Source organism: Pseudomonas sp. S34, assembly GCF_009866745.1.
In the GTDB taxonomy this organism is placed as follows: Bacteria; Pseudomonadota; Gammaproteobacteria; order Pseudomonadales; family Pseudomonadaceae; genus Aquipseudomonas; species Aquipseudomonas jessenii.
This window is the reverse complement of sequence record NZ_CP019398.1, coordinates 4,110,420-4,129,850: the sequence shown is the minus strand read 5'-3', so window position 1 is coordinate 4,129,850 and position 19,431 is coordinate 4,110,420. Positions and strand designations below refer to the sequence as shown.

The window sequence follows — 19,431 nt, the reverse complement described above, 5'->3', positions numbered from 1 at the left end:
CGTCAGGGTGCAGGGTCCGAGCGGGTGAGCAGCCAGTCGAACAGCAGGCGGGTATCGCCACGGGGCTCATGCGGGCGAGGGCGGTGAGGTTGTGGCCGAGAGCCCATGGTCGTACAAAGCACCGGGCGATCCGGGTCACTGTCGAGGAAGATCACCAGTACCTCGCTGCCAGCCACGGGCAAGCGGGCCGGATCGATCCAGTCCTCGGCGGTGGTCAGCGCCAGCGGAAGCCACAGGCCGTTGGACTCTTCTGCGACTGGTTGTGTGGCGGGCCAGAGGTTCACCTGAACCCGGCCATCCTCGTCCACTGCCGCCGGTTGCCCGACCGGGCCGCACACGCGACCGGGCTGATACCCAGGGATATTCGGCCTGGGTTGTTTGAGCGCTGGCCTGAATACCGTCGACCAGGGGATGGCGCTGAATTGATTGCGGTAACCCGAGGCCGTGCCCGGTGTGTCGTCGAGCAGAATGGATGACTGACACCCCTGATGGCGGATTTCGGTAACCAGCCACTGATCATTGAAATTCGCCAGCGGGTGCTCGGCCACTTGCAGGATCCGGCCACTGCGTAATGCCCCCTGGCTACTTTGACCGTGGATCTGCTGGTGACGGCAGCGCAGGCGTTCCAGTTGTCGACGGCTGAGCTGGTCGCGATGTTGTTGCTCGCCAGCGGGACAGTGCCTCGCCGTGGCGAACGAGTGATTGGCAGCGCCCTCGCTGATGTCCGCTGCACCCGGATTCCTGGCACCTGGACGCACAGGGGAGAGCGTGGCGTCATGGCGCTGGAACAGTTCGCTGATCACCGGTTCCTGGTGTTCGCCGGGGGCGCCGCCGCTCATCGACATGAGCAGTGGCTCTTGGGGAAAGCTCAAGCTGTCGTCGGCCAGCACCAGCACATGGCCGTCGCGTTGATGCTCGAAGTGATAGTGGATGCCTTCTTCCTCGCACAGCCGTTGCAGCAACGCCAGGTCGGATTCTTCGTACTGGATGCAAAAAGGTCGCAGGGGATAGTGCCTGGTTGCCAGTTCAAAGCGATAACTGCTGGCGGGCAACCCATGTTCCTCCAGCAATTGGCGCAGGATCATGGGCACGCTGGCGTGCTGGAAAATACGTCGGCATCGTTGCTGTTCCAGCACCTGGACACGAGGCACCAGCACCAGCTTGTAAGCGACCCGGTGCCCGCTTCGATGTTCACAACTGGCGCTGTCCAGCACGCCATGAATGCCTTGATCGTGGCCGAATTCGAGGAACGCCGGTTGGTGCAGCAATCGCTCAAGGTTCAGGGCTGGTGCCAGCCCGATCACCTCGATGTCGAATCGATAGGGCTGGTTGAGAGCTTCATGACCACTGAACCGGACCACCTGGAAGCTCAGGTCGTCTTCGAGAAGCGTCAGGGTGGTGGGACTATCCTTGTCGTTGTGCATCGAACGCGCTACCGCTGTGGAGTAGGGTGCAAAGCGTACGAAACCCCGGCGCATTGCGGGTACGGTAAAGCGACATTTCCGAATTGCCCTACAACCGCTGGTGAAGATGTCGATGCAAGTCGGGATTTTTTGGTCGATTGCCAACTTTAGGCCGTATAAACTTGTGCAAAGCGTCGGCCAATAGATGTCTCGGCGCCACAGATGCCACAGATAAGAGAGTGAGAAATGGGCGCACAGTGGAAGGTTAAACACAAAGAAGCGGCAGCCAATGCCAAGGGCAAGATCTTCGGCAAACTGGTGAAAGAAATCACCATTGCTGCGCGCAACGGCGCTGATACAGCTACCAACGCGCACTTGCGCCTGGTGGTTGAACAGGCCAAGAAAGCTTCGATGCCCAAGGAAACACTGGATCGTGCCATCAAGAAGGGCGCGGGCCTGCTGGGCGAAACCGTGCAATACCATCGCGTGACCTATGAAGGGTTCGCCCCGCATCAGGTGCCGTTGATCGTTGAGTGCGTGACCGACAACATCAATCGCACCGTTGCCGAGATCCGCGTGGCGTTCCGCAAGGGTCAGCTGGGGGCTTCCGGTTCGGTGGCCTGGGACTTCAACCACGTCGGCATGATCGAAGCGTCGCCGGACACCCCGGACGCCGATCCGGAAATGGCCGCCATCGAAGCCGGTGCACAGGATTTCGAGCCGGGTGAAGAGGGGGCAACCCTGTTCCTGACCGAACCGACCGACCTCGACGCGGTGCAGAAAGCCCTGCCGGAACAAGGCTTCACCGTGCTGTCGGCCAAACTGGGCTACCAGCCGAAAAACCCGGTCAGCGGCCTGAGCGATGAGCAGATGGCGGAAGTCGAAGCGTTCCTCGAAGGCCTCGATAACCATGACGACGTGCAGGACATGTTTGTCGGGTTGGCGGGTTAAGTCTTTGTGTCAATGACGGCTCTGTTGTCTGGCAGGCCGTCATCGCGAGCAGGCTCGCTCCCACAGTTGACCGAGTTGCATGGTCTGGCGCGATCTAATGTGGGAGCGAGCTTGCTCGCAATTGACCGCGCAGCGGTCACAGACTTTCCAATTGCCGCACGATTTCGCTGAACCCCGGCCGTACCAGCACTTGCGGCTGGCAACAACGCTGTTGCAGATCTTCCAGTACCCCACGCTGTTCGTCGCTCAACCCCGAATTAACCCGCTCCAGCAGTTCGCCCAGCAACACCCCGAACGCCCGCACCTCGATCCGCTGCAAGGCGCGGCTTTCCAGGCTGTCGGAAATCCCGTGGAACGACGCCGCGCCAAAATCCCCCAGCAAGCAATCGCCCTGTTCATTCCACAGAATATTGTGCCCGTAGAGATCGCCATGGGTGATGCCGTGGTTGTGCAAGTGTTCGGCCACCGAGGCAATGCCCGAGGCAATGCGCAGCGCCACCGCCGCACTGAAACGCAAGCCTTCGGCATAAATGTCGCGGCTGCACGACGCCAGGCTCGGCAGGCTGGCGAGGTTGCGAAAACTCGGCGGGACCAACTGCATGACCAGCCCGGCGGTTTGTTGCGGGTGATCGACAATCCGCCCTTCGACGCGAATCAGATTCGGGTGCAGGCCTGCGGTGATGCAGGCGTTCATCTCGTGCAGCGGCGAGCCATCGCTGGTCATTTCACCCTTGTAGAGCTTCACCGCAACTGGCATGGCCGGTTGGTCGGTCGGTTGCCAGACAGCTTGATGAATCACTCCGGACGCCCCTTCGCCGAGTTTTTTCTCCAGGTGCAATGCCGACCAGTCAATGCGCGGTGTGGCATCGAGGGCGGCGGCATCGGCTTCGGTTTCCAGCGGATTACCGGCGTAGGCCAGCCAGGTCAGGCTTGGCAGCGTCAGCAGCCATTGCGGCAAGTCGGTGAACTGGTTGGCGGCGATGCGGATCAGCTCCAGCCGATGACAATTGTGCATCGACTCCGGCAACGCCTGCAGGCGGTTACCGGCAAGCATCAGCTTTTGCAGGTATGGCCGCTCTCCCAGCGCGCTCGGCAGCGTCTCGATGCAATTGTCGGTCAGGATCAGCCAGCGCAGCAGCGGTGGCAGTGCCGCTGCGGGCACGTGGGCGATACGGTTGGCCTTGAAGCCGATCATCGTCAGTGCAGCGCATTGGCCAACACAGGCCGGCAACTCGGTGAAACGGTTATCGGAGCAGAACAGCACGCGCAAACGGGTCAGGCGATGCAAGTCCTCTGGCAGCGCGCTCAGAGCATTGCCGCTGAGGTTGAGCACTTCCAGCGAATCCGCCAGATCGAAGATCTCCCGGGGAAACTCGGTCAGGCCTTCGGCCAGATCCAGCCGCGTGATGCCCGACAACTCGCCGGCGCGCAATTGAGCAAGGGTATGCATGAACAGATTCGCCATTAACCTAGAGGAGGGCGCGGGGCCCCGGAAATGGGCGACATGATAGCGGGAAAGATGTGGCGACTGTCAGGCCGCCTTCGCGAGCAAGCCCGCTCCCACATTTGATCGGTGTAGATCACAAATTCTGTATCCGACACAAATCCATTGTGGGAGCGGGCTTGCTCGCGAAGAAGTCAGTCAATGCAACAAAAAGCTATCGATCAGACCGGTTCGCTGACTTCGACCAGTTGTCCCAGTCGGCTGCGTGTGCGCGCCAGATCAATGGCATCACCACCCAGGCTTTCGCGCAATGAGTGCTGCCCGAGCAACGTCAGGTGCTTGTCCTGGTCGTACAGCACGTCGATGAGATTGATAAAACGCTGCTGGGCGGCAATCGTGCAATCGCCCAGCAGTGGCAGTTCATCGATGATCCAGCGGTCGAACTGGCGGCACAGCTCCAGATAATCCATCACCGCCGTGGGCTGATCGCACAAATCGGTGAAGGTAAAACCGACGCCGCGCCCTTCGCAGAAACGTGCTCGCAAATGCCGGGTACCTACCGGCAACGAAACAGGCGGGGCATTGTGCCTGGGCAGGTTCAGCGATTGTCGTTGCGCCACGCTCGCCGGCCAGACGTAGTGACCTTGAGTGAACAACTGATGCGCATGGGTTCGGGCCTGGCTGCGGTAGTCGTGGGGCCCGCCGACCTCCATCACCTGCATGCGCGCATTGATCAAGTCGATCACCGGTTTGAAGCGGGCGTGGTACAGCGGATTGGGCAACAGGCCTTCGGGCGGATAATTGGAGGTGACCAGCAACAGGATGCCGCGCTGGAACAGTGCCTTGAACAACCGGGTGATGAGCATCGCATCGCCGATGTCGTGCACATGGAACTCATCGAAACACAGCACCTGGCAATCGCTGAGCAGTTCATCGAGGGTGATCGCCAGGGCGTCGGCCTGATCGCGGTGCTCGAACATGCCCTGGTGCAGTTGGGCAAAAAACTGATGGAAGTGCAGGCGTTGTTTTTGCGCGAGGGGAATGGCCCGGAAAAACCCGTCGAGCAGCCAGCTTTTGCCGCGCCCCACGGCACCATGCAGGTAAAGGCCGGGAAGGGGTTTCGCCGCAGTGCCCATCAGCATGCAGGCATGCCGGGCCATGCAGTCGATCACCCGCTGTTGGCTGTGACTGAGGGTGTAGCCCTGTGCATGGGCCTGATGGCGAAAGTAGTCGTGGATGACCTGGCCTGTCGCGGCGCTACCGGGCGCCGGTGCCTTGCCGAGAAGGCGACGCAACGTTTGCCAGCGCGATTTGATTCGCGAACGGCTGGGCGGTCGAACGGCCACTGGGATATCACCTCTGGTGTACGGGCAGGCTCTTTGTGCTGCGGCGCCATAGTGTAACCAGAGCAGGGAATCTGCTTCCAGCAGTGTCGGAATATTCCGGGCCACCGTCACTGGGCTCTAAAGGAACACCGCAAACTCCCACAAAAAAAAGCAGCTGGATGGCGATCAGAATTGAGTGGTCTGTTTGAGCATCCGCGCCGCCGGTGTATCCGCCGGGCTGACCATCGCATAGTTGTAGCCACTTCCCGACCAGTACTCGGCCTGCAACTCGCCATCACTGCGACTGCCCCTGGGCAGCAGGAAGTTTTTCGGCCCTGGCGGGCGCACGTAGAAACTGATTTTCTGCCCGCTCTGGTTCTCGTAGACCACCATCGCCGCCGGGCCTTGCTCGGTGCTCAGCAGGCGCCCGCTGACCGGTTTGAAACCGGCATCCGAAAGGTCGGGCAGGCGGTTGGCCTGTGTGAAGTAGCGGTCGAGCCAGCCTTGCATGTCACCGTCGTCGCCGACTTTGAAATCCGCCGGCAGGAGGCCTTGCTGGGCAATCAGGCGATAAGCCTGCAGCGCATCGGTCATTGGAAGCTGGGGACTCGCCAGTGTCATCTCCCGCGCTTGCCAGCCGCTGACACCGCCGACGCTGAGGGCGATGAACAACACCGCGGCACTGGCCAGGTGTCTACGGGATTGGCGTTTAAGGCGCTGGCGTATAACCGCCGGATCCAGGTCCGGGTTCGAGGGTTGTTGCAAGGCGCCACTCAGAGCTGCGCGCAGTGTCTGGGCATCCTGCTGCCAGGCGCATACTTGCGCGGCCATCTGCGGGTTACCGGCCAGAAAAGTCTCCACCTGGCGTCGGTCGGCGTCGCTCAGTTGGTGGTCGACGTAGGCGTGCAGGTCACGCTCGCTGGGGGGCATGCTGATCATTTGAGTCTCCGCAGGGAAGGGCGGTTGATTTCGCCATCGCTGAGTTGGCGCAGGGCCTGGCGAGCCCGGGACAGGCGGGACATCACGGTGCCGGTGGGTACGTCGAGAATCTCGGCGACCTCTTTGTAACTCAAACCTTCCACCGACACCCAGAGCAGCAGCGCGCGCTGCTCGGTGGGCAGCCGGTCGAAGGCGTTGAGGGTCGATTGGGCAATCACGGTGCGCTCCACCGAGGGCTGGGCATCGTCACGCCCGGTGAAGAATTCGAGCATGCGCGCATAGCGCCGGGAGCGACGGTGGGCATCGAGAAACTGCCGATAGAGAATCGAGAACAGCCAGGCGCGCAAGTCGCCCTCGGCGCGTTTGCCAGCCCAACTCGAGAGTGCCCGCTCCAGGCTCGCCTGCACCAGGTCGTCAGCGCTGCTGGTGTTGCGCGTCAACGACACGGCGAACCGTCGCAATCCTGGAATGATTTCCCTCAGTTGTTCGTCGATATCGTTCATGAAGTTCTGACTAGTCACTACGCTTGGGACTAGGAAGACGTCCGGTACCGGAGGTTATTCCACGTCAGAAAAAATAAACACCGCGCGTGGGAATAAACCTGCATGCGGTTCGTCTGCTTGATTCTTCTCACTTGTGGCCGATGGCCCTGGAGTCTTTCATGGTAGATCGATCATCACCGCCAACCCGGCCACCCTTGAGTGCGGCAAGCCTGACGTTGCGTCTGGCTGGCATTGCTGTGGTCGTTGCCGCCTTGGCTGGGGCGTTTGCCTACGTCAACGGCACCTTTGACCCACAGCGCCTGACTCCGAAGAAACTGATCAACGTGCTGGAAACCAACAACGGCGTGCATCCGGGTTTCCGTCGCAACCATTCCAAAGGCGTGTGCGTGATCGGGCATTTCGAGAGCAGCGGTGAGGCGCGCAGCTATTCCACCGCCCAGGTGTTCAACGAAGCTCGGACGCCGGTGGTCGGACGTTTCGCCTTGCCGGCCGGCAATCCTTATGCTCCGGACAGTGCCGTGCCGATCCGCAGCATGGCCTTGCGCTTCACCCAGGCCAACGGCCAGCAGTGGCGCACGGGGATGAACAGCATGCCGGTGTTCCCGGTGGGCACGCCCGAGGCGTTCTATCAATTGCAGCAGGCGCAGTCGCCGGACCCGGCTACGGGCAAGCCGAACCCGACCGCGGTTCCGGCGTTTTTCGGTGCGCATCCGGAAGCTGCACCCTTTCTGGCCTGGATCAAGACCGCCAAACCGTCAGCCAGTTACGTCACCGAGACCTATAACAGCGTCAACGCGTTTTATCTGGTGAACGCTGCCGGACAACGCCAGGCTGTGCGCTGGAGCATGGTGCCGGTAGCGCAGGATGCGTCGGGTGCCATGGCGCCCGAGGGCAGCGACTTTCTGGAGAAAGACCTGGTTCAGCGTATAGCCGCAGGACCGTTGCGTTGGCAGTTGAATATCATCCTGGCCAATCCCGGCGATCCCGTGAACGACGCCAGCAAAGCCTGGCCTGAAGGGCGCAAAGTGTTGAACGCAGGCACGCTGGTGCTGGAAAAAACCCAGCCGCAACTCAATGGCGAATGCCGTGACATCAATTACGACCCGCTGGTTTTACCCGCCGGCATCGAAGGGTCCGACGACCCGTTGCTCGCCGCTCGTTCAGCCGGTTACGCCAATTCCTACCTGCGTCGCACCAGCGAAGTCAGCCAGTTGCCCGCCGCCAAACAGGAGGCCCAGCAATGAGCACTCAACCCAACCACTTCGCTCCATTGGCGCGACTGCTGCACTGGCTGATGGCACTGATGATCATCGCCATGCTGTTTATCGGTGCCGGCATGGTCGCCTCGGTGTCCGAACGGCATGAATGGCTGATCAATCTGCACAAACCTTTGGGTGTCGCGATTTTGCTGCTGGTGATCGTGCGGCTGGTGGTGCGGTTCTCCACCACGCAACCACCGCTGCCGGCGGATTTGCCGGGTTGGCAAGCGATGGCGGCCAAGGCCTCGCATGTATTGCTGTATGCCTTGATGCTGGTCTTGCCGCTGCTGGGCTGGACGATGATTTCGGCGTCGGGCGAACCGGTGATGCTCAGCAGTTCGTTGCAGTTGCCATCGATCGTGCCGGCGGACGCGCAGCTGTTTGCGTTTTTGCGCAAGGCTCATGGGTATTTGGCGTATCTGCTGTTTCTGACCGTGTTGCTGCATTTGGCGGCCGCGTTGTTTCACGGCTGGGTGCGGCGGGATGATGTGCTGGACAGCATGTTGCGGGGCAAGGATCGCGGCTAGTTGCAATGGAGAAAAAGATCGCAGCCTGCGGCAGGCGGCGATCTTTTGATCTTGAAGGGAGATCAGCGCAGGGTATCGACCATATCCGCAATGGTGGTGAGCACATCCTTGCCCAGCTGCTTCGAGCGCTTGCCCGACCAGCCCGTCAACGGGTTCGGATGATCATCGTGATCCTTGAACGGCATTTCCAGGGTCAGCGAAAGGCAGTCGTACTTCTGGCCCACGCTGTTGCAGGCCAGCGTCATGTTGGCTTGACCCGGCTCGTCGCGGGTGTAGCCGTGTTTGGTCTGGAAATCCTTTGTGGTGTGTTTCAGGTGGTTGCGGAAGTGTTCTTCGAGTTTTTCGATCCGCGGTGTGTAACCCGGATTGCCTTCGCAAGCAGCTGTGAACACGTGAGGGATTTCCTCGTCACCATGGACGTCGAGGAACATATCGACACCGTATTTTTCCATCTGCTGCTGAACGAACAGGACTTCCGGGCTGATTTCCTGGCTGGCGTTCTGCCAGGCGCGGTTCAGGTCCTGGCCCATGGCGTTGGTGCGCAGGTGTCCGTGGAAGGCGCCGTCCGGGTTCATGTTCGGCACCAGGTACAGATCGGCGCCGGCCAGCAGTTTGTTCAGCACTGGGTCGTCGTGTTTTTCCAGGCGTTCGATCACGCCTTCCATGAACCACTCGGCCATGTGCTCGCCCGGATGTTGCTGGGCGATGATCCACACTTTGCGCTGGCCTTCGGCGCCGGTGCCTTTGCGCAATAGCTGGATGTCGCGACCTTCGACACTCTTGCCGGTGGCCAGCAGTTCGGTGCCGGCCTTGGTCAGCGCCTGCTCGATCAGCCAGTCGTGGCGGCCACGGCTGTAGGGTTCGAAGTAGGCGAACCAGGCATGGGTCTGCTCGGCTTCGAGGCTGAAGCGCAGGCAGTCGCCTTCGAAAATGGTCGGTACGCGGAACCAGTTGACGTGATCGTAGGACGCCACCGCCTGATAGCCGGCCCAGGCCTTGTTGTAGGAGGATTGGCTGGCATTGTTCAGGCGAAACCAGTGCTCCTGGCCGACATGCAGGCCGCTGGCCTTGAAGTGGAACCATTGGAAATGGTTGCTTTTGGTATCGGGGCGGATCGCCAGCAGGGGCTTGAGCGGGTCGCTGACATCGATTACCTGGATATTGCCGCTGTCGAAGTTGGCACTGATGTCGAAAGAAGATTTAGCCACGGCCATAATCGGGTCCTGAATATGATTTTTATGGTGGCTACTTTACACGCAAGAGTGGGGTGAAACCGAGGGGAATTGCGGGGTGCGAGGGTGGGGGCGTCCTCCTTGACGCCGCCGCAGCTTAGAGGCTATGCGATTGATTCTCAAGTGCTATCTGTCGCTGGTTTGAACCAATGATGCCGGGCTTCTCTTGCCAACTGGAATTCTTTTGATATCATCCGCGCCATCGAATTTGCGGCACCCAAAGACTTCATTAGCCTGAAGCCAAAGCCAGAAAAACTGGCAAAAAAAAGACCCGGCAAAAAGCCGGGTCAAAAACCGTGATTAGCCTGATGAGGAGATAGTCCAGGAGACCGACCTAAGGTCACCTGGTCCATCGACTGATCTCGCGATCAGTTGATGCAATAATAATCATTCTCGTTTGCAAGTCAAACGTTTTTACCTGCGCGACAGGAAAATTCTTTCCTGCCCTCTCGATTTGTCTTCTCACCTCAACCGTTTTCATACTTCTCTAGCGATCGATCGACCATCGCCTTGGCCATGTCGATCATGTGCACCGTCGAAAATGCCAGGTCGCGGCTTGCGCCTTGCAGGTGATTGGCGGACTCGTACGCGGTGGCGGCAGCACAGCGCAACAGGTCCAGGGCATGGACCAGCGCCTCTTCGCCGTTGATATTGCGGTTTACATCAAAAAGACGCGGCTCGGCCACTCCTTCCGAAACAGCTGGTTTCAAGTAATAGTCCAGCGCGCGTTGTGCCGCCGCCGAGTCCAAGGGCGAGGTAAAGGTGGTGTCGATGTGCATGTCCGGCAGGTCATTGGTGGGTTGGTTCATGGCGATGGCAAGCTCCGTGTTAGATTCAGATCCGTGAACCGATCCTAATACGAACTGTATTTGTGACGACAATTTAAATACTACATTTTGTGTTTTGATGGCTGGAGTCGCCCACGTATCGTGCCGCACATGGATAAATGGATTGAATTGGTCAAGGCCAAGATGAGTGAACTCAAAATCACTCAAGAGATACTCGCCGAGCGCCTTGGGATGTCCCAGGGCGGCATTGGCCACTGGCTCAACAAACGTCGTGAACCCGGCATCGAAGACATGAACCGCGTGTTGCGGGCGCTGGGCCTTGAGTTTCTCGAAGTGGCGCTGGTGATCCGGGAGCCGCAGGCGTCAACGGACGACGAAATCCCCCTGACACAGAAGTACAACCCGTACTTTCGCTACCCGGTCAGTGACTGGCGCGAACCTGCCGAAGTGCGTGACGGCGAGATTCCGGTGTACGGAAAAGGGCACTTTGAACTGTCCGATTACCACGCCCGGGGGCCGGCATTCTGGTTGAGAGTGGCAGGCGATGCGATGACCGCACCCAATGGCATCAGCATCCCGGAAGGCATGCTGATCCTGGTGGACCCTGCGGTGGACGTCGAGCCTGGCAAACTGGTCATTGCCCAGTGGCCGGGCAGCAACGAAGCCACGTTCCGCAAGCTCATCGAAGAGGGCGGGCAGCGTTATCTGGTCCCGCTCAATCCGACGTATCCGAAAGCCTTGTACACCGAAGAGTGTCGAATCATCGGTGTAGTGGTTCAGGCAACAGCCAGGTTCTGATCAGATCGGTCCGCGCTATGCGTAGGACCGATCTTCATTTCACGCTTCTTCCAGTTCGACCAGCGCACTGCCTTCGCTGACCATTTCGCCTTCCTGGCAATACAGCGCCTTGATCACCCCGGCGTGGGGCGCGCGGATGCTGTGTTCCATCTTCATCGCTTCCAGTACCACCAATTGCGCCCCGGCCTCGACCGATTGCCCGGCCTCTACCAGTACCCGGACGATGCTGCCGTTCATGGGAGCGGTCAGCCCGCCCTGATGGCTGTGGCTGGCCTCGACGGCGCTGATCGGGTCGTAAGACTCGATGCGGCGCAACTCGCCATCCCACTGCAAATACACATAGTCGCCACGGCGTATTGCGCGGTGCTGACGGCGCACGCCTTCGTGCTCGGTCAGCAGTTGCTCGCCCTTGAGCCGAGCGCTGTGGGCATTGATGTCGCCCAGCGTCAGCGCACGGTCCTGACCTTCACAACTCAGGTGAAGAGTGATTTCTCTAGGCAAGCCGGCACGCAGCCCGTTAGGTGCAGCCCACGGCGAACTCGGGTCATCGGCGCGGGTTGCATGGGGCTGGCTCTGGGCGAACGCCTGGGCGGCGGCTTGCCAGAAATCCTCGCTGAGTTCCGCTGGGGTCGGCAGCAACTGTTCCTGATAACGCGGAATGAAACCGGTATCCAGTTCGGCAGCGGCAAATGCCGGGTGGCCTATGATGCGCCGCAGGAAATTGATGTTGGTCTTCAGCCCGCCGATGGCGAATTCGTCGAGCATGCTCAGCAGGCGCAAGCGCGCCTGTTCACGGTCTTCACCCCAGGCAATCAACTTGCCGAGCATCGGGTCGTAGAAAGGCGAAATTTCATCGCCTTCTTCAACGCCGCTGTCCACTCGACGGCCCGGCCCTTGGGCGGATTCGCGATACAGCTCCAGGCGACCGGTCGCCGGCAGGAAATCATTGCCCGGGTCTTCGGCATACAGCCGCACTTCGATCGCGTGCCCCACCAGCGGCACCTGGTCTTGAGTCATCGGCAACGCTTCGCCGCGTGCCACGCGAATCTGCCAAGCCACCAAGTCGAGGCCCGTGATGGCTTCGGTGACCGGGTGTTCGACCTGCAGGCGGGTGTTCATTTCCATGAAGAAGAACTCGCCGCGCGCATCCAGCAAAAACTCCACGGTGCCGGCACCGACGTAGCCGATGGCCTGCGCCGAGCGTACGGCGGCTTCACCCATGGCGCGCCGCAGCTCCGGACTCAGGCCCGGCGCCGGTGCTTCTTCGACGACTTTCTGATGACGACGTTGAATCGAGCAGTCGCGTTCGTTGAGGTACAGGCAGTTGCCGTGCTGGTCGGCGAAGACCTGGATTTCCACGTGACGTGGCTTGAGCAGGTATTTCTCCACCAGCATCCGCGAGTCGCCGAACGACGATTGCGCCTCACGCTGGGCCGAGGCCAGGGCTTCGGCCAATTGGCTGATGTCCTCGACCACTTTCATGCCTTTGCCGCCACCCCCGGCCGTGGCCTTGAGCAACACCGGATAGCCGATGCGTTCGCAGGCGGCGCGGAAGGTTTCCAGGTCCTGGGCTTCGCCGTGATAACCGGGCACCAGTGGCACGCCAGCGGTTTCCATCAGGGCTTTGGCGGCGGACTTGCTGCCCATGGCATCGATGGCCGAGGCGGGCGGGCCAAGGAAAATCAGGCCGGCCGCTTCGATGGCGCGGGCGAACCCGGCGTTCTCCGACAGAAAGCCATAGCCGGGGTGAATCGCCTGGGCGCCGCTGGCCTTGGCGGCAGCGATCAGTTTGTCGATCTGCAGATAGCTGTCGACGGCCTTGCTGCCGCCGAGGTCAACCCGAATGTCAGCTTCGCGGCTGTGCCGGGCGTCACGGTCGGTGGCGCTGTGCACGGCCACGGTGGTCAGGCCCAGGGCCTTGGCGGTACGCATTACCCGGCAAGCGATTTCGCCACGGTTGGCCACCAGCAGGGTGGTGAGGACAGGTGCGCTCATCAACGGGGCTCCTTGGTGGTTTCGGCTTGCCAGCTCGGCGGACGTTTTTGCAGGAAGGCGCGCAGGCCTTCCTGGCCTTCGGGGCTGACGCGGATGCGGGCGATGGCGTTTTCGGTGTAGCGGCGCAATGCCGGGGTCAGTGAGCCGTCGCCGACTTCGCGCAACAGGTCCTTGCTGGCGCGCATCGCGGCCGGACTGTTGAGCAGCAGGTTGTCGATCCATTGACCGACTTTCTGTTCCAGCTCGGCACCTGCATAGCTCTCCGACAACAATCCGATTTCCCGTGCCCGTTGCCCGCCGAAGCGCTCAGCGGTCAAGGCGTAGCGACGTGTAGCGCGCTCGCCAATGGCTTGCACCACGAACGGGCTGATTACCGCGGGTGCCAGGCCGATGCGCACTTCCGACAGGCAGAATTGCGCGTCATCGGCACCGATGGCCATGTCGCAGCAACTGATCAAGCCCAACGCGCCGCCAAAGGCTGCGCCTTGCACGACGGCCAGGCTCGGAATCTTCAGTTTGGCCAGGTTGTACATCAATTCCGCCAGTTCCCGGGCGTCATCGAGGTTGGTGGCGTAATCGAGCTCGGCCGATTGCTGCATCCAGGCCAGGTCGGCGCCGGCGCTGAAATGCTTGCCGCGACCGCGCACGATCAGAAACCGCAGGCTGGCATCGCTGGCGACTTTGTCGAGGGCGAGTATCAGTTCGCGGATCATTTCGGCATTGAAGGCGTTGTTCTTTTCTTCACGGCTGAGCCACAGCGTGGCAAATCCACGGGGGTCGGTCAGCAGTTCGAGGGTGTTGAAGTCGCTCATATTGTCCGTCTCCACAACTCTGTTCTGTAGGAGCGAGCTTGCTCGCGATGGTCTTGAGGACGCCGCTGGGTGTCAGGCTTTCAGCGTTATCGTTGACGACCATCGCGAGCGAGCTCGCTCCTACAAAAAATCACATCCGGAACACGCCGAAGCGGCTCGGTTCGATTGGCGCGTTCAACGACGCGGACAAGGCCAGGGCCAGTACGTCGCGGGTCTGGGCCGGGTCGATGACACCGTCGTCCCACAGACGCGCGCTGGAATAGTAGGGGTGACCCTGTTCTTCGTACTGGTCGAGGATCGGTTGCTTGATCTCGGCTTCCTGTTCGGCGCTGAAACCATGGCCACTGCGCTCGGCCTGTTCGCGCTTGACCTGCACCAGCACGCCGGCCGCCTGTTCGGCGCCCATCACGCCGATGCGCGCATTCGGCCACATCCACAAGAAGCGCGGATCGTAGGCGCGACCGCACATGCCGTAGTTACCAGCACCGAAACTGCCGCCGATGATCACGGTGAACTTCGGCACCTTGGCGCAGGCCACGGCGGTCACCAGTTTCGCGCCGTGCTTGGCGATGCCGCCAGCTTCGTACTTCTGCCCGACCATGAAACCGGTGATGTTCTGCAGGAACAGCAGCGGGATGCCGCGCTGGCACGCCAGTTCGATGAAGTGCGCGCCTTTCTGCGCCGCTTCAGCGAAGAGGATGCCGTTGTTGGCGAGGATCGCGATCGGGTAACCGTGCAGGTAAGCAAAACCGCAGACCAGCGTCGTCCCGAACAGCGCCTTGAACTCGTCGAACACCGATCCGTCCACCAGCCGCGCAATCACTTCGCGCACATCAAACGGTTGCTTGGCGTCGGCCGGGACCACGCCGTACAACTCGTCGCTGCTGTAGAGCGGGGCGATCGGCGTGCGTTGCTGAACCTCGCCTTGCTTGCGCCAGTTGAGGTTGGCGATGCTGCGGCGTGCCAGTGCCAGGGCGTGTTCATCGCTCTCGGCATAATGGTCGGCCACACCGGAAATCTTGCAGTGCACATCGGCCCCGCCGAGGTCCTCGGCACTGACCACTTCACCCGTCGCGGCTTTCACCAGCGGCGGGCCGGCGAGGAAGATGGTCGCTTGTTCGCGGACCATGATCGCTTCATCGGCCATGGCCGGCACATACGCGCCGCCAGCGGTGCAGGAACCCATGACCACGGCAATCTGCGGGATGCCCATGGCGCTCATGTTGGCCTGATTGAAGAAAATTCGTCCGAAGTGCTCGCGGTCCGGGAACACTTCATCCTGACGCGGCAGGTTGGCGCCGCCGGAGTCCACCAGATAGATGCACGGCAGACGGTTCTGCTGGGCGATGGTCTGGGCGCGCAGGTGCTTTTTCACCGTCAGCGGGTAATACGAACCACCTTTGACCGTGGCGTCGTTGGCGACAATCATGCACTCGACGCCTTCCACACGGCCGATCCCGGCAATTACGCCAGCAGCGGGGACGTCTTCGCCATACACCTCGTACGCCGCCAGTTGGCTGATTTCCAGAAACGGCGAACCCGGATCCAGCAAGCGGTTGATGCGCTCGCGAGGCAGCAATTTGCCCCGCGAGGTATGGCGTTCCTGAGCCTTCGGGCCGCCACCTTGCGCCACTTGGGCGAGCAGGGTGTGCAACGCGTCGACCTGCTTGAGCATCGCTGCGCTGTTGGCGGCGAACTCCGCTGAACGGGGGTTGAGCTGGGTATGCAGGGTAGCCATGTGCAGCTCCGTTTAGCGGGTTTCGTTGAACAGTTCGCGACCGATCAGCATGCGACGGATCTCACTGGTGCCCGCGCCGATTTCGTACAGCTTGGCGTCACGCAACAGACGGCCGGCCGGGAATTCATTGATGTAGCCGTTGCCACCGAGAATCTGGATCGCGTCGAGGGCCATTTGCGTAGCGCGTTCGGCGCTGTAGAGGATCACGCCGGCGGCGTCCTTGCGCGTGGTCTCGCCGCGCTCGCAAGCCTGGGCCACGGCATACAGGTAGGCGCGGCTGGCGTTGAGTTGGGTGTACATGTCGGCGACCTTGCCCTGGATCAGCTGGAATTCACCGATGCTTTGGCCGAACTGCTTGCGGTCGTGGATGTACGGCACGATCAGGTCCATGCACGCCTGCATGATCCCGGTCGGGCCGCCGGAGAGCACGACACGCTCGTAGTCGAGGCCGCTCATCAGCACTTTCACGCCGCCATTGAGCACGCCGAGGATATTTTCTTCCGGCACCTCGACGTCATCGAAAAACAGCTCGCAGGTGTTCGAACCGCGCATGCCGAGCTTGTCGAACTTGTTGCTGCGGCTGAAGCCTTTCCAGTCGCGCTCGACGATGAAGGCGGTGATGCCGTGAGGGCCTTTTTCCAGGTCGGTCTTGGCGTAGATCACATAGGTGTTGGCGTCCGGACCGTTGGTGATCCAGGTCTTGCTGCCGTTGAGCACGTACTTGTCGCCGCGTTTATCGGCACGCAGTTTCATCGACACCACGTCGGAACCGGCATTCGGTTCGCTCATGGCCAAAGCGCCGATGTGCTCGCCGCTGATCAGCTTCGGCAGGTATTTGGATTTCTGCTCGTGGTTGCCGTTACGGTTGATCTGGTTGACGCACAGGTTGGAGTGCGCGCCGTAGGACAACGCCACCGAAGCCGAGCCACGGCTGATTTCTTCCATGGCCACCACGTGGGCCAGGTAACCCAGGCCGGCGCCGCCGTACTCTTCCGGCACGGTAATGCCCAGCAGGCCCATGTCGCCGAACTTGCGCCACAGGTCGGCGGGGAACAGGTTGTCGATGTCGATCTGAGCGGCGCGCGGGGCGATCTCCTTGGCGACGAAGGACTGAACCTGATCGCGCAGCATGTCGATGGTTTCACCGAGGGCAAAGTTCAGGGATGGATAGCTCATGGGTCACCTTTTGGCTTTTTTGTAGGGTGGGGAGGCCGTGATTGGGTTCTCACCTTTACGTTAACGTAAGCCTGTGACGAATGGCTGTCAATCACCCTTTACGTTAACGTCAACTTGGGTGATTCTGTAGGAGCGAGCTTGCTCGCGAAGGACGTCAACGATAACCCGTGTTGTCTGGATAAACGCGTTGCCTTGACGTTCTTCGCGAGCAAGCTCGCTCCTACAAAATAAAGACAATAGGGGTCGTCATGGATCAACCCAGTGCAAGCCCGCAACGCAGTTACACCCGTGGTTCCCAGGACAAAGCCTTGCTGGCGATGACCATCGGCCAGGCGTTCGACAACACGGTTGCGCAGTACCCGGACGGGGAGGCGCTGGTGGTGCGCCATCAACAGCTGCGTTACACCTGGCGGCAATTGGCCGAGGCCGCGGACCTGCACGCCAGGGCCCTGCTGGCGCTGGGGCTGCAAGCCGGGGACCGCCTCGGTATCTGGGCGCCGAACTGTGCGCAGTGGTGCATCAGCCAAATTGCCACCGCGAAAATCGGCGTGATCCTGGTCAACATCAATCCGGCGTATCGCAGTTCCGAACTCGAATACGTGTTGAAGCAATCCGGCTGCCAATGGCTGGTGTGTGCCGGGGCCTTCAAGACCTCGAACTATCACGCCATGGTGCAGGGCCTGGTGCCGGAACTGGCGGAGCAGTCCATCGGCAAATTGCTCAGCGAGCGGTTGCCGGAGTTGCGCGGCGTGATCAGCCTGGATGTGCAGCCGCCCAGCGGTTTCCTGCCATGGTCGCAACTGACGGATCTGGCTGGCAGCGTGTCTCCTGAACAATTGCGCGAGCGTCAGGAAAGCCTGCATTTCGACCAGGCGGTGAATATCCAGTACACCTCTGGCACCACCGGTTTTCCCAAGGGCGCGACCCTCAGTCACTACAACATTCTCAACAACGGTTACATGGTTGGCGAAAGCCTGGGCTTGACGGCGGCCGATCGCCTGGTGATCCCGGTGCCGCTGTATCACTGCTTCGGCATGGTGATGGGCAATCTTGGCTGCATCACCCATGGCAGTACGATGATTTACCCGAACGACGCGTTCGATCCGTTGCTGACCCTGGGCACCGTGGCCGAAGAAAAGGCCACCGCGCTGTACGGCGTACCGACCATGTTCATCGCCATGCTCGATCAACCTCAGCGTGCCGGGTTCGACCTGTCGAGCCTGCGCACCGGGATCATGGCGGGCGCAACCTGTCCTATCGAGGTGATGCGCCGGGTCATCAGCGAAATGCACATGAGCGAAGTGCAGATTGCCTACGGCATGACGGAAACCAGTCCGGTGTCGTTGCAGACCGGTCCTTCAGACGACCTGGAACTGCGCGTGACCACCGTCGGCCGCACCCAGCCGCAACTGGAAAGCAAGATCATCGACGAAGCGGGCAACCTGGTGCCGCGTGGCACCATCGGTGAGCTATGCACCCGCGGTTACAGCGTGATGCTCGGCTATTGGAACAACCCTGAAGGCACGGCGGACGCCATCGATCAGGCTGGGTGGATGCACACCGGTGACCTGGCGAGCATGAACGACGAGGGTTACGTGTGCATTGCCGGGCGCAACAAGGACATGATCATCCGTGGTGGTGAGAATATTTACCCGCGGGAGCTGGAAGAATTTTTCTTCACTCATCCGGCCGTTGCGGACGTGCAGGTGATTGGCATTCCCTGCTCGCGCTACGGCGAAGAGATTGTCGCCTGGATCAAGTTCCACCCCGGCCACAGCGCTACCGAGCAAGAGCTGCAAGCCTGGTGCAAGGAGCGCATCGCGCACTTCAAAACGCCGCGCTACTTCAAGTTCGTCGAGGAGTTTCCGATGACGGTGACTGGCAAGATCCAGAAATTCCGGATGCGCGAGATCAGTATCGAGGAGTTGCGCGAAAAGCAGGAATGAAGAGGAAACCTGTGGGAGCGAGCTTGCTCGCGATGAGGGTGTGACATTCAACGTTTGTGCTGACTGATCCACCGCCATCGCGAGCAAGCTCGCTCCCACAGTGTCTTGAAGAGTTTTCAGAATCGCAGACAGCACAAAGGGGAGCCGAAGCTCCCCTTTAATTTTCGTTGCGCGTGCTCTTTTTTTATTATTGAGGGTCGGTCTGTTTTTGTTTTTGGCAACCGTTGCCCTTTACCGCTGTTTTTGGCGATCCCCATTCGGGATCAAGAGCAAACGTATTTTTTTGAGCGCTGATCTACTTTCTCGCTGAGCGATCCAACCAGTTCGGGAGCTACCTGAAGGTAGTTTTATTATTCTCTGCCCGGTTGCGGGTAACTCCGAAAAGCACCCTGAAAAGCACATCTTCTCCAAAAAAATCTGTTAGCTGCGTCTCTGCCGTGTTGTTTTTGTTATGTCAGAGTCGTTACGTCTTGTTTTTATTAGGTTTGCCGCAATTTTTTTATTCTTGTTATGCGATAGATATAGCAGGAGGCGTGCCAACTTTATAAAAGCCTTTAAAATCAATGGTTTGAAAATTTGTAGAGTTTTGCGCCTC

At 60.3% G+C, this 19,431-nt stretch carries 16 protein-coding genes; 5 read left to right on the top strand and 11 right to left on the bottom strand.

The window, feature by feature from the left end; all coding sequences use genetic code 11:
- Nucleotides 1-2: 2 nt before the first annotated feature.
- Nucleotides 3-1,424, bottom strand: a complete 1,422-nt coding sequence (gene tssI / locus PspS34_RS18430; protein WP_154861369.1) for a type VI secretion system tip protein TssI/VgrG — start codon at nt 1,422-1,424, stop codon at nt 3-5.
- Nucleotides 1,425-1,649: 225 nt separating this feature from the next.
- On the opposite strand from tssI, the gene PspS34_RS18425 reads away from it, so the two are divergent.
- On the top strand, nt 1,650-2,354 hold the full coding sequence (locus PspS34_RS18425) for a YebC/PmpR family DNA-binding transcriptional regulator (protein WP_056854673.1): 705 nt from the start codon (nt 1,650-1,652) through the stop codon (nt 2,352-2,354).
- 136 nt (nt 2,355-2,490) lie between these two features.
- Here PspS34_RS18425 and PspS34_RS18420 read toward each other — a convergent pair whose 3' ends face one another.
- The 4 genes from PspS34_RS18420 to PspS34_RS18405 all read right to left on the bottom strand — a co-directional run bounded on the left by PspS34_RS18420 (nt 2,491) and on the right by PspS34_RS18405 (nt 6,565).
- A complete protein-coding gene (locus tag PspS34_RS18420; RefSeq protein WP_154861368.1) occupies nt 2,491-3,804 on the bottom strand; it encodes a leucine-rich repeat-containing protein kinase family protein in 1,314 nt (437 codons plus the stop codon).
- 215 nt (nt 3,805-4,019) lie between these two features.
- Nucleotides 4,020-5,144, bottom strand: coding sequence for a cell division protein ZapE (gene zapE / locus PspS34_RS18415; protein ID WP_150812586.1), 1,125 nt, complete (start codon nt 5,142-5,144; stop codon nt 4,020-4,022).
- Nucleotides 5,145-5,309: 165 nt separating this feature from the next.
- The gene (locus PspS34_RS18410) at nt 5,310-6,062 is read right to left on the bottom strand and encodes an anti-sigma factor (protein ID WP_154861367.1); all 753 of its coding nucleotides are present in this window, start codon (nt 6,060-6,062) and stop codon (nt 5,310-5,312) included.
- On the bottom strand, nt 6,059-6,565 hold the full coding sequence (locus PspS34_RS18405; protein ID WP_090456673.1) for a sigma-70 family RNA polymerase sigma factor: 507 nt from the start codon (nt 6,563-6,565) through the stop codon (nt 6,059-6,061). Before PspS34_RS18405 ends, PspS34_RS18410 begins: the two co-directional genes overlap by 4 nt.
- Before the next feature lie 158 nt (nt 6,566-6,723).
- On the opposite strand from PspS34_RS18405, the gene PspS34_RS18400 reads away from it, so the two are divergent.
- Nucleotides 6,724-7,809, top strand: coding sequence for a catalase family peroxidase (locus PspS34_RS18400; RefSeq protein ID WP_102671604.1), 1,086 nt, complete (start codon nt 6,724-6,726; stop codon nt 7,807-7,809).
- Nucleotides 7,806-8,351 (top strand): cytochrome b, encoded by a 546-nt coding sequence (locus PspS34_RS18395; protein ID WP_102671603.1) that lies wholly within the window; start codon nt 7,806-7,808, stop codon nt 8,349-8,351. The genes PspS34_RS18400 and PspS34_RS18395 overlap by 4 nt, the downstream gene beginning before the upstream one ends.
- Before the next feature lie 62 nt (nt 8,352-8,413).
- On the opposite strand, the gene PspS34_RS18390 is transcribed toward PspS34_RS18395, so the two are convergent.
- Entirely contained in the window at nt 8,414-9,565 is a 1,152-nt protein-coding gene (locus PspS34_RS18390) for a M14-type cytosolic carboxypeptidase (protein ID WP_154861366.1), read from the bottom strand.
- 485 nt (nt 9,566-10,050) lie between these two features.
- Entirely contained in the window at nt 10,051-10,392 is a 342-nt protein-coding gene (locus PspS34_RS18385) for a DUF3077 domain-containing protein (RefSeq protein WP_150812590.1), read from the bottom strand.
- A 129-nt stretch (nt 10,393-10,521) separates the two neighbouring features.
- Between PspS34_RS18385 and PspS34_RS18380 the strand changes: the two genes are divergently transcribed.
- The gene (locus PspS34_RS18380) at nt 10,522-11,169 is read left to right on the top strand and encodes an XRE family transcriptional regulator (RefSeq protein WP_154861365.1); all 648 of its coding nucleotides are present in this window, start codon (nt 10,522-10,524) and stop codon (nt 11,167-11,169) included.
- A 39-nt stretch (nt 11,170-11,208) separates the two neighbouring features.
- Here the strand turns inward: PspS34_RS18380 and PspS34_RS18375 are convergent, their stop codons facing one another.
- The 4 genes from PspS34_RS18375 to PspS34_RS18360 form a co-directional block, all read right to left on the bottom strand.
- The gene (locus tag PspS34_RS18375) at nt 11,209-13,164 is read right to left on the bottom strand and encodes an acetyl/propionyl/methylcrotonyl-CoA carboxylase subunit alpha (protein WP_154861364.1); all 1,956 of its coding nucleotides are present in this window, start codon (nt 13,162-13,164) and stop codon (nt 11,209-11,211) included.
- Nucleotides 13,164-13,976 (bottom strand): gamma-carboxygeranoyl-CoA hydratase, encoded by an 813-nt coding sequence (locus tag PspS34_RS18370; protein ID WP_154861363.1) that lies wholly within the window; start codon nt 13,974-13,976, stop codon nt 13,164-13,166. The genes PspS34_RS18375 and PspS34_RS18370 overlap by 1 nt, the downstream gene beginning before the upstream one ends.
- A 130-nt stretch (nt 13,977-14,106) precedes the next feature.
- The gene (locus tag PspS34_RS18365; protein WP_090456656.1) at nt 14,107-15,714 is read right to left on the bottom strand and encodes a carboxyl transferase domain-containing protein; all 1,608 of its coding nucleotides are present in this window, start codon (nt 15,712-15,714) and stop codon (nt 14,107-14,109) included.
- 12 nt (nt 15,715-15,726) lie between these two features.
- The gene (locus PspS34_RS18360; protein ID WP_007946948.1) at nt 15,727-16,890 is read right to left on the bottom strand and encodes an isovaleryl-CoA dehydrogenase; all 1,164 of its coding nucleotides are present in this window, start codon (nt 16,888-16,890) and stop codon (nt 15,727-15,729) included.
- Nucleotides 16,891-17,138: 248 nt separating this feature from the next.
- Between PspS34_RS18360 and PspS34_RS18355 the strand changes: the two genes are divergently transcribed.
- Nucleotides 17,139-18,836 (top strand): AMP-binding protein, encoded by a 1,698-nt coding sequence (locus PspS34_RS18355; protein WP_090456654.1) that lies wholly within the window; start codon nt 17,139-17,141, stop codon nt 18,834-18,836.
- Nucleotides 18,837-19,431 lie beyond the last annotated feature (595 nt).